The sequence below is a fragment of the Bradyrhizobium quebecense genome, from assembly GCF_013373795.3.
Classification (GTDB): Bacteria; Pseudomonadota; Alphaproteobacteria; order Rhizobiales; family Xanthobacteraceae; genus Bradyrhizobium; species Bradyrhizobium quebecense.
Map to the genome: position 1 here is coordinate 5,465,173 of NZ_CP088022.1, position 14,081 is coordinate 5,479,253.

Annotated in this window: 11 protein-coding genes; 7 read left to right on the plus strand and 4 right to left on the minus strand. The window is 65.3% G+C overall.

Translation table 11 applies throughout. The features are described from left to right. Window positions 1–21: 21 nt before the first annotated feature. Complete coding sequence (locus tag HU230_RS26380) at window positions 22–621, minus strand: 3-keto-disaccharide hydrolase (protein ID WP_176529203.1); 600 nt, start codon at window positions 619–621, stop codon at window positions 22–24. A gap of 217 nt (window positions 622–838) precedes the next feature. On the opposite strand from HU230_RS26380, the gene HU230_RS26385 reads away from it, so the two are divergent. Next, complete coding sequence (locus HU230_RS26385) at window positions 839–1,309, plus strand: cupin domain-containing protein (protein WP_224943584.1); 471 nt, start codon at window positions 839–841, stop codon at window positions 1,307–1,309. Between the two features lie 23 nt (window positions 1,310–1,332). Further along, entirely contained in the window at window positions 1,333–1,707 is a 375-nt protein-coding gene (locus tag HU230_RS26390) for a hypothetical protein (RefSeq protein ID WP_224943590.1), read from the plus strand. Here the strand turns inward: HU230_RS26390 and HU230_RS26395 are convergent. Beyond that, a complete protein-coding gene (locus HU230_RS26395) occupies window positions 1,681–5,796 on the minus strand; it encodes a bifunctional diguanylate cyclase/phosphodiesterase (RefSeq protein ID WP_176529202.1) in 4,116 nt (1,371 codons plus the stop codon). The two genes, HU230_RS26390 and HU230_RS26395, sit on opposite strands and share 27 nt — an antisense overlap. 391 nt (window positions 5,797–6,187) lie before the next feature. Between HU230_RS26395 and HU230_RS26400 the strand changes: the two genes are divergently transcribed. The 3 genes from HU230_RS26400 to HU230_RS26410 are packed head-to-tail and all read left to right on the plus strand — an operon-like array spanning window position 6,188 to window position 9,421. Then, window positions 6,188–7,240 (plus strand): Ldh family oxidoreductase, encoded by a 1,053-nt coding sequence (locus HU230_RS26400; RefSeq protein ID WP_176529201.1) that lies wholly within the window; start codon window positions 6,188–6,190, stop codon window positions 7,238–7,240. Between the two features lie 24 nt (window positions 7,241–7,264). Then, on the plus strand, window positions 7,265–8,623 hold the full coding sequence (locus HU230_RS26405; protein WP_176529200.1) for an LLM class flavin-dependent oxidoreductase: 1,359 nt from the start codon (window positions 7,265–7,267) through the stop codon (window positions 8,621–8,623). Window positions 8,624–8,635: 12 nt separating this feature from the next. Beyond that, on the plus strand, window positions 8,636–9,421 hold the full coding sequence (locus HU230_RS26410; RefSeq protein WP_176529199.1) for a fumarylacetoacetate hydrolase family protein: 786 nt from the start codon (window positions 8,636–8,638) through the stop codon (window positions 9,419–9,421). 323 nt (window positions 9,422–9,744) lie between these two features. Here the strand turns inward: HU230_RS26410 and HU230_RS26415 are convergent, their stop codons facing one another. Continuing rightward, a complete protein-coding gene (locus HU230_RS26415; protein ID WP_176528479.1) occupies window positions 9,745–10,773 on the minus strand; it encodes an IS110 family RNA-guided transposase in 1,029 nt (342 codons plus the stop codon). A 339-nt stretch (window positions 10,774–11,112) separates the two neighbouring features. On the opposite strand from HU230_RS26415, the gene HU230_RS26420 reads away from it, so the two are divergent. Further along, the gene (locus HU230_RS26420; RefSeq protein WP_176529198.1) at window positions 11,113–12,297 is read left to right on the plus strand and encodes a serine hydrolase domain-containing protein; all 1,185 of its coding nucleotides are present in this window, start codon (window positions 11,113–11,115) and stop codon (window positions 12,295–12,297) included. Window positions 12,298–12,594: 297 nt separating this feature from the next. Here HU230_RS26420 and HU230_RS26425 read toward each other — a convergent pair whose 3' ends face one another. Then, on the minus strand, window positions 12,595–13,515 hold the full coding sequence (locus tag HU230_RS26425; RefSeq protein ID WP_176529197.1) for a LysR family transcriptional regulator: 921 nt from the start codon (window positions 13,513–13,515) through the stop codon (window positions 12,595–12,597). A gap of 192 nt (window positions 13,516–13,707) precedes the next feature. On the opposite strand from HU230_RS26425, the gene HU230_RS26430 reads away from it, so the two are divergent. Next, window positions 13,708–14,073, plus strand: a complete 366-nt coding sequence (locus HU230_RS26430) for a hypothetical protein (protein ID WP_224943593.1) — start codon at window positions 13,708–13,710, stop codon at window positions 14,071–14,073. The last annotated feature ends 8 nt before the right edge of the window (window positions 14,074–14,081 follow it).

Consider the following 14,081-nt stretch of genomic DNA (forward strand, 5'->3'; position numbering starts at 1 on the left):
GGCTCTCTTCGGCCTGCGTTGTCAGAGCGGCTTGATCTGCACCTTGCGGAACTTGACCACGCCGGAACCATACTGAAGCGCGATGTAGCCGCTGGCGTGCTTGGAATCCTGCGCGTCGACGGTTTTCTGGCCGTTCAGCGTCACGACGAAATGCGGCCCCTGCGCCGTGATCTCGTAGACGTTCCACTTGCCGGCCGCCTTCGGCATCGGATCGACCTTGCCGACGTCGACGATCGCGCCGGTGCCGTAGGTCGGATCGGGCCGCTTGTCGAAGATGTTGACCTCGTAGCAGACCTTGGAGTCGATCATCTTGTTGCCTTCGCAGCGGATGAAGACGCCGCTGTTGGCGTCCTCGTCGGTCCAGAACTCCGCCCGGATCTGGAAATCCTTGTATTGGGTCTTGCTGACGAGATAGGAGAGATCCTTGCCGTCGAGCTTGTCGGCGACCAGCGCGCCGTCCTTCATCGCCCAATTGGCCTTGCCGACCTCGTCCCAGTCGCCCTTCCTGGAGCTGTCGAGCAGCGTGACCCAACCGTCATCGCCCGATGCGGCGGTGGAAAATTGCAGCGGGGCCGCACCGATCACGAGTCCCGCCGCCAGTATCGACAGATGCTTCTTCAAGGTTATCCTCCCGTCTTTTGGTTGGCGCGCAACCTATCATCGTCTGCAGCGTCGTAAATGCGTTTTTCATATTGCAACCGCGTTGTGTCGGCCCGATGCCGCAATCTTGAGAGCAGACATGCACGAGCGCGTCTTGTCCGGCGCAAGCGAGAGCGATTAGCATCATGCGAGATACGGGCGCGGCAGTCGCCCGAACGAACTGACCTGGGAGAACACGATGACGGCGTCGAACCGGTCCTGGCGATACCTGATGATACCGCTGGCCCTTGCCGGTACGCTGAGCGTCAGCTCCGCGGCCGAGCTCAATCCGGCCGCCGTCACCTACAAGTTGCCGGACCAGATTCGCTGGAGCCCGGTCGACGCGCGCGGCGCGCAGAATGCCGTGGTGGTCGGCGATCCCTCGAAGCCCGGCTTCTACATGGTCTACACCAAGTGGACCAAGGGCAATCACTTCAGCCGTCCGCACTTCCATCCCAACGACCGGTACATCGTGGTGCTGAAGGGCACCTGGTGGGTCGGCTCGGGCCCGAAATTCGATCCCGATCACGGCACCGTGGCGATGCCGGCGGGAAGCTTCGTCACCCATTTCGGCAAGCAGGTGCACTGGGACGGCGCCAAGGACGAAGACGCCGTGCTGCTGATCATGGGCGAAGGCCCGGCCACCGCCACCGAGGTGGAACAGAAGTAGCCGCGTTGCGCGAAGTGGGGGCGATGCTATCATCACGGCCCAACGAAGGGCTTCCGATGCATCCCGCCGCCAAGCTGCAACTTGCCCGCATCGCCGACGAGTTCGCGCGATGGCGCGCCATTGCCGAAGCGGAACGGCCGCCGGCGCCGGCGTGGTGGTGGGGACCGGCATTCGAGATGCGCAATGCCACCGAACCGTTGCCGGCCGCCTTGTCCCGCCGGTTCCGCCTGCCCGACGGGGCGAGCTTTGCGGAGGCGTCGGCGGCGCTGCGCCAGACCTTGGCCGGCCAGGCGATACCGTCCTGGCCGTATGATTTCTCGCGCTTGATCGCATCCACCGATTCCGACGTCCGCGACCTGCCCGTGCAGCCGTCAGACGACAGCGCGTTTCCGCCCTAGATCCGGCCCGGCCTCACCGATCGCCTCGTCGTCCAGCGACGGCTGCAGCGGCGGCGACGTCAGCACCGGCGACGTCTTCAACAATTCGGCGAGATCGCGCGGCGGCAGCGGCCGGCTGAACAGGAAGCCCTGCATCTCGTCGCAGGCATGCGCGCGCAGGAACTCGTGCTGCTCGGAGGTCTCGACGCCCTCGGCCACGATCGTCATGCCGAGCGCCTTGCCCATGCTGATGATCGCCTGAGCAATCGCGACGTCCTCGGAATCATCGGGCAGATCGCGCACGAAGGAGCGGTCGATCTTGATCGTGTCGATCGGGAACTGCTTCATCAACGACATCGACGAATAGCCGGTGCCGAAATCGTCGATCGCAAGGCGAATGCCTCGGTTCTGGATCGCGTCGAGCACGCGGACCGCTCGCGTCACGTTGCGCATCACCATGCTCTCGGTGACCTCGAGCTGCAGCAGCGCCGGCGACATGCCGCTCGCCGCCAGCGCCTCGTCGATGTCGTCGAGCAGGTTCGGATCGCCGAACTGCCGCGGCGAGAGGTTGACCGCCATCGTCACCGCCTTGAGGCCGCGGTGCTGCCACGCCATGTTCTGCGCGCAGGCTTCCTTCAGCACCCAGCGGCCGATCGGCACGATCAGCCCGATCTCCTCGGCGAGCGGAATGAACTGCCCAGGCGAGACCTTGCCGAGCTCGGGATGGGTCCAGCGCAGCAGCGCTTCGACGCCGCTGATCTGGCCGCTCGCCATGTCGACCTTGGGCTGATACTCGAGCGAGAACTGGTCGCGCTCCAGCGCGCGGCGCAGTGCGCTCTCCATCGTCAGGCGCTCGATCGACTGCGCCCTCACCTCGTGGGAGAAGAAGCGGAAACCGTTCTTGCCGTCCTCCTTGGCAAGATACATCGCCATGTCGGCATTTTTGGTGAGCGTCTGCACGTCGGAGCCGTCGGTCGGATAGGTCGCAATCCCGATCGAGGCCGTGGTGTGGCACTCGTGCCCGCTGAGCTGCATCGGCTGGCTGAGTGCGACCAGGAGATCGCCGGCTATACGCTCGACGTCGTGACGTTCGGCGGTGTCCTCCAGGATGACCACGAACTCGTCGCCGCCGAGCCGCGCCACCACGTCGCTCGCCCGCAACGAACCGCGCAGCCGCTCGGCGATCGCCACCAGCAGCATGTCGCCGGCGTCGTGGCCGAGCGAATCGTTGATCACCTTGAAGCGGTCGAGATCGATGAACAGCACCGCGAGCTGCCGGCGATGGCGGTCCGCCGCCGAGATCGCATGACGCAGCATCTCGTTGAAGGTCTCGCGGTTCGGCAGATTGGTCAGGCCGTCATGCGAGGCAAGGTATTCGATGCGCTCGTCGGCCTTGTGCTTCTCGTCGGCGCGATCGAAGCTTTCGAGCGCGAACGCCAGATTGTCGGCGAGCCGCTGCAGCAGCTCGGCGAATTCCGGCGTGAACGTATCCTTCTCGATCGCCACGAAGATCATGACGCCGACGACCTCCCCGCTGACGATCAGCGGAAACGAGGCACCGGACTGCGTTCCATCGAGGCGAGCGCGCTCATGGAAAGCCGCGGTACCGGTATCGGCAAAATAGTCGTTGATGATGCAGGCCTTGCCCGACCGGAACGCTCTGCCGCAGGCGCCGCGTCCCTCGGGGTGCGCCTCGCTGTTCGAGAGCGTCACCTGGCTCGCGCCGCTGGCAGCCGGGCCCGCGATCGCGACAATGCGGAGATAGTCGCTGCCGGGCTGTGCCAGCGCGATGGTGGTCGAGGTGAATTTGCCGCCGGTCGCTGCCGCCTCGCAGACCAGTTGATAGAGCTCGGCGCGGGACTTCGCCCGCATGATCGCCTCATTGGTCGCGCTCAGCGCCGCGAACATCCGCGACAGCCGCTCCTTCTGCTCGTCGGCCCGGGCCTTCTCGTCGGCGCGGTCGAAATTGGCCAGCGCAAACGACACGTTCTCGGTGAGCCGCTGCAGCAGCGCCATCATCTCCGGGCTGAAGGTGTTGAACTCGCCGGAGAGGAACACCAGCGCGCCAATCGCCTCGCCGTTCTTGAGCAACGGCAGGGCCGCGCCGGACTTGCTGCCGCTGTCGCGCACGACCGGATAGACATGCGACTCGGGGCCGAAGTCGCTGAGATAATCGTTGCTGATGCAGGGTCTGCGGGTGCGGATCGCAACGCCGGTCAGCGTCTGTCCCTCCGGACGCGTCGCGTCGGCCGACAACTGGACTTCGCGGGCCCGTACCTTATCGGGGCCGGAGGCAGCCACGTTCTCCAGAAAGGCCTCGCCCGGCCGCACCAGCCTGATGGTGGCCGAGACGAACTGACCGCCGACCGCCGCGGCATCGCAGACCAGATCGAACAGCTCGCCACGGGACTTCGCCCGCATGATCGCCTCGTTGGTCGCGCTCAACGCCGCGAACATCCGCCTCAGCCGTTCCTTCTGCTCCTCGGTGCGCGCCTTCTCGTCGGCGCGATCGAAACTGCCGAGCGCATAGGCGACGTTGTCGGCGAGCCGCTGCAGCAGCTCGGCGAACTCGGCCGAGAAGGTGTTGCGCTTGGCGGAGATGAACAGCATCACGCCGACCGGCTCGTCGTCGACGATCAACGGAAACGCCGCGCCCGATCGCGCATCCTCGCGGTCGATGATATCGCGGAACGGGTTGTTGGCGACGTCGCCGAGAAAATCGTTGTCGATGCAGGCGCGCCGGGAGCGGAACGCCCTGCCGCAAACGCCGCGCCCTTCGGGACGCGCCTCGCTGCGCGAGACGTTGAGGCGGCGCGCATTCTCGGCGGTCGGCCCCGCCACCGCCATCATCTCCAGAAAATCGTCGCCGGGTTTTGCGATCAGGATGCTGGTGGAGTTGAACCCACCGCCATGCGCGGCCGCGGCGCAGACGAGCTCGAACATCTCGAGCCGCGACCGCGCGCGCATGATCGCCTCGTTGGTCGCGCTCAGCGCCGCGAACATCCGCGACAGCCGCTCGCGTTCGGCATCGGCCTTGGCCTTCTCGGTGGCGCGGCCGAACGTGTCGAGCGCAACCGAGACGTTCTCGGCGATGCCCGCCAGCAGCGAGATGATCTCTTCGTCGCGGGCCCAGGAATTGCCGATGAAGAAGATCAGGACGCCGATGCTCCTGCCGAACCGGGTGAGCGGCAGCGCGACGCAGGCCATCAGACCGCTCTCGCCGGCTTGCGCCTGCGAGGCGCCCGCCGATATCGGAATGTCGTGCTCGATGCACGGTCGTTTGGTCCGGAACGCCTCGCCGCAGATTCCCTTGCCGTAGAGATTGTCCGGGTCGGTCGAAAACCGCGTCTGCGTGATCAGGTCGAGCGCCTCGCCGGTGCCGGCGACGGGCTCGAGCCAGTGCGTGTCGGGCTCGGCCAGCAGCACCACCGTGGCGAAGGATTTTCCGCTGAACACCGCGGCGTCGCACACCCGCTGATAGAGATCGTGCTCGGTCTTGGCGCGAAGGATCGCCTCGTTGGTTGCGCTGATGGCGCCGAACATGCGGTTGAGCCGGCGCATCGCCCGCTCGCCGCTCTTGCGCGACGCCTCATGGTTGAAATTGTCGAGCGCAAAGGACACGTTCGCCGCCATGCGTTCCAATAGCGACACGATCTCCTCGCCGAGCGAGTCGACCTCGCGCCGGGTCACCATGAAGACGCCGACGCTGCGCCCGTTGCAGACCAGCGGCATCGCCGCCGCCGCACCGACGCCGGCCGCCGCGAGGCCGCTGCGCCAGGCCGCTGAACGGGCGTCGTTGACATAGTCGTTGCTGACGCTGGCGCTCTGATCGCGGAACGCCCGCCCGGCGACGCCCTCCCCTTCCGGAATGTTGGCGAGGGTAGAGATGCTGATGCTGCGCAGACGCGCGACATCGTCGCCGCAACCGGCGGCGAATGTCAGCCGACCGGTATCCGGCTCCAGCAAAAAGACGGTCGCAGCCAGGAAGCTCCCGCTCGAGAACGCGGCTTCGCAGACCTTTCCGTACAATTCTTCTGGTGATTTCGCGTACAGGATCGCTTCGTTGGTGGCATTCAACGCCGCGAATGTACGCCCGATGCTCGACTGCACGATCCCTGAAGGCCCCAGGGCCACCCCCTTCAATCTGCCGGGGAACATTGCCCGCGAGAGGCCTAAGTGATGGTTAGTGTATCCGACAAGTTGTGAGACAAAGTAAACGGCTGACGAATGCCGGAGGCCGTTTTCCGGGATATTACGGACGCCAGTGTGCCAGGCTGAGGCGGAGGGCCGGGGGCACCCGGATGCACCGCCGGAACAGCCAAATTCCGCAGCGCGACCGCGCCCGTTCCATTCAGTGAAATCCTGACCGGGAGCACCCTGCTGGCGGTATGGCGGACCGGATTTTCCGCCCCTTGCTCGGCGCCTTGCGCTTTGAGAGCATGACGCCGACAACAGCAAGCAAGACCCGCGCATCACGCGGGCGGACCGCGAGGAAAATCCCATGCCGATCGTCCAGGCCGACCGTCTCACGCGCATCGGCGCGGCGCTGCTCCGGGGCGCCGGCGCATCGGAGGAGGAGGCCAACGCCGTCGCCTCCGGCTGCGTCAACGCCAACCTCGCCGGCCATGACTCCCACGGCGTGATCGCGATCCCGACCTATATCGACCGCATCAAGGCCGGCCATATCGTCCCCGGCGCCAAATGGACCGTGGTGCAGGAGACGCCGACCACGACCGTGATCGACGGTCATTGGGGGTTCGGCTTCCACGTCAACGCCAAGGCGATGGAGATGACCATCAACAAGGCGAAGACCGCCAATGTCGCGGCCTGCACCGTGTTCAGGCAAAGCCATGTCGGCCGGCTGGCGCATTACCCGCTGATGGCGATGCGCGAAGGCATGATCGGGATCGCGGCCGCGGATTCCGGCCGCTCGCCGAAACATGTCGCGCCGTTCGGCGGCCGCGAGGCCCGGCTCGGCACCAACCCGCTCTCGATCGCGGTGCCCTCCGATCTCGAGGCGCCGTTCTATCTGGACATGGCGACCTCGGCGGTCGCGGCCGGCAAGATCCAGCTCGCGGTGGCGCGCGGCGAAAGCATCCCAAAGGGCTGGATCATCGACGCCGAAGGGCGCGACACCACTGACCCTGCGGACTACCGCAAGGGCGGCGCGCTGCTGCCGCTCGGCGGCAGCGAGGGCTACAAGGGCTCGGGCCTTGCCGCGATGGTCGAGGTGCTGTGCGGCCTGCTGACCGGCCTCGGCTTCGGGGTCGAGCCGACCGGCCGTCACAACGACGGCTGCTTCATGGCGGTGTTCAACGTCGCCGCGTTCCGTCCCTTGCAGGACTTCAGACGCGAAGTCGCCGACTTCGCCCGCTACCTGAAATCGACGCCGCCCTCGGAAGGGAGCCGCGGCGTGTTCTATCCGGGCGAGATCGAATATCTGCGCGAAGTCGAACGGCGCAAGAACGGCATCGAGATCGAGGATGCGACCTGGGACAAGCTCAAGGTGCTCGCCGCCGACTACAAGCTCACCGACGACCTCGATCTTCGCTGACGCATTCAGGTACAGGAGAACGGCATGACACGGCAAATGGCGCTGGTTGGCTTTTTGCAGGCGCAGAACTGCACCAATCTGCCGAGCTCCTGGCGTCACCCGGAGTCGCGCGACGATTCGATGTCGGCGGACTACTATCAGGAGATCGCGCGCATCCTGGAGCGCGGCAAGTTCCACATGGCGTTCTTCGACGATCGCCTCGCAATGCCCGACCGCTACGGCAACGATCACGCCCACACCGTCGAATACGGCATCCGCTGCGTGAAGATGGACCCGATCGTGGTGCTCACCACGATGGGCATGGTCACCACCAGGCTCGGCCTCGCCTCGACCGCGTCCACCACCTATTTCGAGCCGTTCGACGTCGCCCGCCGCTTCGCCACGCTCGACTTGATGACGGGTGGCCGCGCCGCCTGGAACGTGGTGACGTCGGTGAATGACGGCGAAGCGCTCAACATGGGCCGCGCGCAGCATCTCGAGCACGATCTCCGCTACGACCGCGCCGACGAGTTCATGGAGGTGGTGCTCGGCCACTGGGATTCCTGGGAAGACGGCGCGCTGGTGATCGACAAGAAGAACGGCCGCTTCGCCGATCCAACGAAGGTGAAGCGGCTCGACCACAACGGCGCGTTCTTCACCTCGCGCGGCCCGTTCACGGTGCCGCGTTCGGCGCAGGGCCATCCCGTCGTGATCCAAGCCGGCGCCTCCGGCCGCGGCCAGCGCTTTGCCGGGCGCTGGGGCGAGGTGATCTTCACCGCGGCGCGCAATCTCGCCAATGCCAAGCAGGGCTATGACGCGATCCGGGGCGAAGCCGCCAAGGCCGGACGCGATCCCGACCAGATGTTCCTCTGCAATCTGATCACGCCGGTCACCGGCGCGACCAAGGCCGAGGCCGAGGACCGGATGGCCGTGATCCAGAAGCTGCCGCTCGAGATCGACGCACTGTCGCTGCTCGCCGAAGGCCTCAACTTCGATTTCGGCGCCAAACCGATCGACGAGCCGCTGACCACCGAGGAGCTGCAGGGCATGCAAGGCATGCTCGGCATCCGCGACGGCGTGCTGCGCACCTCCGGCAAGACCAATACCCGCGACTTCATCACCTTCTCCGGCCGCGGCCAGGTGCAGGACGCGATGGTCGGCGGCCCGAAGGAGATCGCCGACCGGCTGGAGGAAATGTTCGAAGGCCGCGGCTGCGACGGCTTCGTCATCGCGGCGAGCTATGTGCCGGGCTCCTACGCCGACTTCGTCGATCACGTGGTGCCCGAGCTGCAGAAGCGCGGCCTGTTCCACAAGGACTACGCCGGCACGACGCTGCGGGAAAATCTCGGACTGAAGCGCCCGGCTGCCGGCGCCTGGAAGACCCGCGCGCAGGTTGCGGAATAGAAGGACATCATCATGCGCTGGCTGAAATTCACCGCCGCGGGCAACACGTCCTGGGGCCTCGTCGAGGGCGACACCGTCATCACCGTGAACGGCGATCCGTTCGGTGAATGGAGCAAGACGGCGAAGACCCACGCCTTGAAGGACGTCAAGATCGAGCTGCCGCTGATCCCGCGCACCTTCTACTGCGTCGGGCTGAACTATCTGAAGCATCTCAAGGAAGCCGCCGACAAGGCCGGCACGGTGCCGAACGTGCCTGATCGTCCCGAGATCGGCTACCGCGCGCAGAACGCGCTGATCGCCCATGACGAGAATGTCGTGATCCCGGCGAGTGCGACCGAGAAGATCCATTACGAGGGCGAACTGGTCGTGGTGATCGGCAAGAAAGCCAAGCACCTGACCGAAGCCAATGCGCTGGACTGCGTGTTCGGCTACACGATCGGCAACGACGTCTCCGAGCGCAGCTGGCAGAAGGCCGATCGCGGGCTGTGGCGCGCCAAGAACGCCGACACGTTCAAGCCGATGGGCCCGTGGATCGAGACCGATGTCGATCTCGACCGCATGGAGACCGCAATCCGCGTCAACGGCAAGGAGACCGGCCGCTTCCGCACCAACGAGATGATCTTCGGCATCGTGCCCTTCCTCGTCGAGCTCTCGAAATACTTCACGCTGTCGCCCGGCGACGTGATCTGGATGGGCACCGACGGCGCCTCGCCGGACCTGAAGGACGGTGACGTGGTGGAGATCGACATCACGGGCATCGGGACTTTGCGGAACAGGTTCGTGAAGGAGAGGATGTGAGGCGGGTGGTCTGAGCCTGCGCGCACCTCACCCTCGGTGTCGTCCCGGCGAAAGCCGGGACCCATATGTGGACGGCCCTCGTGGCACAAGAGCTTTCTGGGATTGGTCGGATCGCTGTCATCCATATGTCCGGCCTGTTTGATGCGATCGTGTTGATCGCTGGGCCAAGATGGTTTCCGCGACGCGAGTGCCAAACAACCTGGCGACCTTGTGAAGGCCAATGGGTCCCGCGGCTTGTCTCGCGTTCTGGATCGATCGATCATTCCATCTGCTCTTGCAGCTCCGGTTCGTCCGGCGAGCGCTACGTCCGGCCGGCCGACCTGTTAGGTGACAGCGTTCATGCGTGCGGCATCATAGCTCTCGCCGGTCGCCATCAGCTTCCAGGCGATGCGGGCCACCTTGTTGGCGAGCGCCACGGCCGCAAGCTTCGGCGGCTTGCGCCTGAGCAACGCCACGAGCCAGCGCGAGGGGTGGCCGCGCCCGAGCCTTGCCTGCCGGATCACCGCGGTCGCCCCGGCCACGAGCAGGCGACGCAGGGTCTCGTCGCCAGCGCGGGTGATCTTGCCGAGCCTGGTTTTGCCGGCGGTGGAATGGTCCTTGGGCGTCAGGCCGAGCCAGGCCGCGAACAAGCGGCCGGAGCGGAAGGCGTGCGGGTCCGGCGTCTTCATCACAAGCGAGGTCGCGATGATCGGACCGACCGAGGGGATCTGGGCCAGACGACGGCTTGTGGCGTTGGCCTGGTGCCAGGCCAGCAGCCTGGCCTCGACCGCCTTCAGCTCACCCTGCAACTGCGCATAGTCACGGCCCTGCATGGCGAACAGCTCGCGCGCCATAGCGGGAACGCTCTCGTCCTGCGTGATCCGGGCCAACAGCGGCTCGATCTTGTCCAACCCCTTCGGCGCGATCAGGCCAAACTCCGCCGCGTAGCCGCGGATCGCATTGCTGAGCTGGGTACGGCGGCCGATCAGCCCATCGCGGACACCTGCAAGCATCAGCGCGGCCTGCTGTTCGGCGCTCTTCACCGGCACAAACCGCATCCGCGGTCGGCCCATCGCTTCGCACACCCCATCCGCATCTCGCCCGTCGTTCTTGTTCCGCAGCACATAAGGCTTCACCAACTGCGGCGCTATCAGCTTCACCTCATGGCCAAGCTTGCCAAGCTCGCGCCCCCAGTAATGAGCCGCCCCGCAGGCCTCCATCCCGATCACGGTCGGCGGAAGCTTGGCAAAAAACTCAAGCACCTGCTTGCGCGACAGCTTCTTGCGCAACACCGGCTGTTCCGCCGCGTCAACTCCATGCAGCACAAAAATATGCTTCGACGTATCCATCCCAATACGGATAATCTCTCTCACGGACGGTCTCCTTGTCTGAGATTTACAACAACCTCATTCTGGCACACTGATGCCGTAGGGGGCCGTCCACACCATCAACCACCGCCTTGTGTGTTGGAATTCGCTGGGGCCACAGCGTCGCACGACAACTGTACCCTGCGGTTATGGGTCCCGGGTCGCGCTGCGCTTGCCCGGGACGACAGCGAGTTTGTTGAGCGGGTCGTGAGTCACACGTCCGCATTCTCGCGACATTGCCCGTCGGGCCATGGTGACGTCATCACACCACCACTTCATAACGTGACAGAAACAACAGAACCGCAATAACGTGCGGGCCGCTCGCACTTACCAGGCAAGGCAACCATGCCGCTTTCACGCCGAACGTTGCTTCAGGGCTCGCTGCTATCAGCCGCAGGCATCGCCTGCAGGCCGTCGCCGGCCCTTGCCGACCCGCCCGCGGAGCTTCCGACATCGGAGCAACGCAAGCAGATGGCGGGCCTCGCCGCCGACTTCATGAAGGAGTACGACGTCGCCGGTCTTTCCATCGCGGTTTCGATCACGGGAAAGCCGGCTTATGTGGAGGCGTTCGGCGTTGCGGATCGGGAGAGCGGCGAAGCGTTGACGCCGCAGCACCGCTTCCGGATCGCGAGCATATCGAAGCCGGTGACCTCGACCGGGATCTTCACTCTCGTCGAAGCGGGCAAATTGCGGCTCGGCGATTACGTGTTCGGCACCAACTCCATTCTCGGTCAGGACTATCCGACGACGCCAACCCTGCAAAGCTTGAGGCCGTTGGGCTCATCCCGCTCGCCTGTCGAGCAGATCACGATCGAGCATCTGCTGACCCACACCACCGGGACCTGGGGCAACCAGTATCGCGATCCGATGTTCATGAACCCGGACTTGAAGCATCGCGAGCTGATCAACTGGACGCTGGAGCACATGCCGCTCACCAGTCCGCCGGGTGAGTCCTATGCCTATTCGAACTTCGGCTATTGCATCCTCGGGCGCGTGATCGAGAAGCTCAGCGGCCGGAGCTACGGGCAATACATCAAGGACGCGGTCCTGAAGCGATGCGGCATCACCGACATGCAGATTGCCGGCAATACGCTGCGCGAGCGGGCCAGCAATGAGGTCAAGTACTATAGCCAGACCGGCGGCGATCCGTACTGGATGAACGTCGCCCGGATGGATTCGCACGGCGGCTGGATTGCGACGCCGAGCAATTTGACGACGCTGTTCGTCCATATCGACGGCTTCAAGGACACCGAACAGCTACTCACCGACGACAGCCTCCGCATCATGAGCACGCCCAGCACCGTCAACCCCCGCTATGCCAAGGGCCTGTTCATCACCGCCAACAACAACTGGTGGCACAGCGGCCTGCTGGACGGAACGACGACGATCTCGGTCCGGACCAACGGAAACTTCTGCTGGTCCGCGTTCAACAATACCAGGTCGCGGGACGGCATGAGCCGCGCTCTCGACCTGCTGGTCTGGCACATGGTCAAGACGGTGCCTGACTGGCAGCCGCAGAAGCGCGCGTAGGCGCCTCGTCATTTCGGGGTGAAAGGCGAGTCGCTCCACCATCCTGCAGACTCAGTGATCGACGCGTGAGGGAGCCCCTGGCGGAAGGGTTCCCTCCCCCCTTGCGGGGGAGAGGTAGGGAGAGGGGTGCCACACAACGCCCTCTCTCCGCATCGTTGTGGTGACAAGCAAACGATCTTGCGAGGGCGATGTCCTCATCGATCATCTCGCCCGGGGCCACCCCTCTCCCCACCCTCCCCCACAAGGGGGGAGGGAGCCCGAGTGACGTGCTCACCTCACCGTCATTCCGCACCGAGCTCAACGCGCCGCCGCCGACCTGCTCTTCACATGGTCGATGAAGGCGCGCAGCTTCGGCATGATCTGGCGGTGGCCGGGATAGTAGAGAAATACGCCGGGCGTTGTCGTCGCGAATGGCTCGAGCACGCGCACGAGCTTTTTCTCCTTCACGGCGCCGGCGACCAGCGGCGCGGGCACTTGCGCCAGTCCCACGCCTTCAATGGCCGCGCCGACCAGCGTTGGGAAATCATGGCCGATGAAGGAGCCGGAGACGGCAAGCTCGATCGAACGGCCGTTGTCGTTCAGCGACCACGGCGCGAGCCCGCCATTCGATCGCCGCAACCGCAGGCACGCGTGTTCGCGCAGATCGTCCGGACGTTTGGGCCGGCCGCGGCGCGCGAGATAGTCCGGGCTGCCGACGATAGCGAACGGGAACGGCTTGGTCAGACGCACCGCGATCATGTCCGGGTTGATGAACTGGCCCATCCGGATGCCGGCATCGAAACCGCCGGCCGCAAGGTCGACCAGCTCTTCGCTGGCGGCGAGCTCGACCTCGATCTCGGGATAGGCCTTGCAGAATGAGGCGATCAGCGGCTCCAGCAGGATCGGCACCACCGAGCGCGGCACGGTGAGACGCAGCAGGCCGGCAGGCTTCTGACCGAGTTCGCGCGCGGCGCCGCTTGCGGCGACCAGCTCCTCGAACGCGGGCCTGGCACGCGCCAGGAATCGTTCGCCGGCCTCGGTGAGGCCGACGCTGCGGGTGGTGCGGATGAACAGCACGGCGCCGAGGCGCGCCTCGAGCGCGCGCACCGCCTGGCTGATCGCCGACGGCGTCACCGCGAGCTCGGTCGCCGCGCGACGAAAGCTGCGGTGCTGGGCGACGCTGAGGAACGCCTCCACGCCGTCGAGCGCCCCCTGCCTGACTGTGAAGTTCTGCTTCATAGCCCGTCAACATTATCGCGAATAGTCGCGCACGGGAAGCCTCCCTACATCGGAGCCACAGGCAGCAGCACCGCGACGCGCGCTGCTCCACGCGACATCACGACATCAGTCGTGAACGGAGACCTGCGACCGATGAAAACAATCCGTCACACCCTCCTTGCCCTCACCCTCACCTCGACAGGCTTAACCTCCATGACCGCTCCCTCCCTCGCCCAGGCTCAAACACAGGGCCGAACACAGGCCCAAGCGCCCTCCACCATCACCACCGGCGTGATGGTCATCCTGACCGTCAAGGCCGGCGTCACCCGCGAACAGGTGATGGCCGTGATGCCGGATGAAATCCGGCAGACCGTGCAGCTCTATCTCAGCGGCAAGGTTCGCGAATGGTATTCGCGGTCCGACGGGCGCGGGGTCGTCTTCCTGCTCGATGCCAAGGATACATCTGAGGCGCACGCGATCATGGAAGGGCTGCCGCTGTCCAAGCTTGATATCATGGACCACGACTACATCGCGGTCGGCCCGCTGCTGCCGCTGCGCCTGCTGGTCGGCAAGCCTTAAGCGCCAAG

Excerpts from the sequence above, each read along its gene's own strand:
- HU230_RS26385 (WP_224943584.1), top strand. The coding sequence starts at position 839 with ATGACGGCGTCGAACCGGTCCTGGCGATACCTGATGATACCGCTGGCC.
- HU230_RS26390 (WP_224943590.1), top strand. The coding sequence starts at position 1,333 with ATGCTATCATCACGGCCCAACGAAGGGCTTCCGATGCATCCCGCCGCC.
- HU230_RS26400 (WP_176529201.1), top strand. The coding sequence starts at position 6,188 with ATGCCGATCGTCCAGGCCGACCGTCTCACGCGCATCGGCGCGGCGCTG.
- HU230_RS26405 (WP_176529200.1), top strand. The coding sequence starts at position 7,265 with ATGACACGGCAAATGGCGCTGGTTGGCTTTTTGCAGGCGCAGAACTGC.
- HU230_RS26410 (WP_176529199.1), top strand. The coding sequence starts at position 8,636 with ATGCGCTGGCTGAAATTCACCGCCGCGGGCAACACGTCCTGGGGCCTC.
- HU230_RS26420 (WP_176529198.1), top strand. The coding sequence starts at position 11,113 with ATGCCGCTTTCACGCCGAACGTTGCTTCAGGGCTCGCTGCTATCAGCC.
- HU230_RS26425 (WP_176529197.1), bottom strand. The coding sequence starts at position 13,515 with ATGAAGCAGAACTTCACAGTCAGGCAGGGGGCGCTCGACGGCGTGGAG.
- HU230_RS26430 (WP_224943593.1), top strand. The coding sequence starts at position 13,708 with ATGACCGCTCCCTCCCTCGCCCAGGCTCAAACACAGGGCCGAACACAG.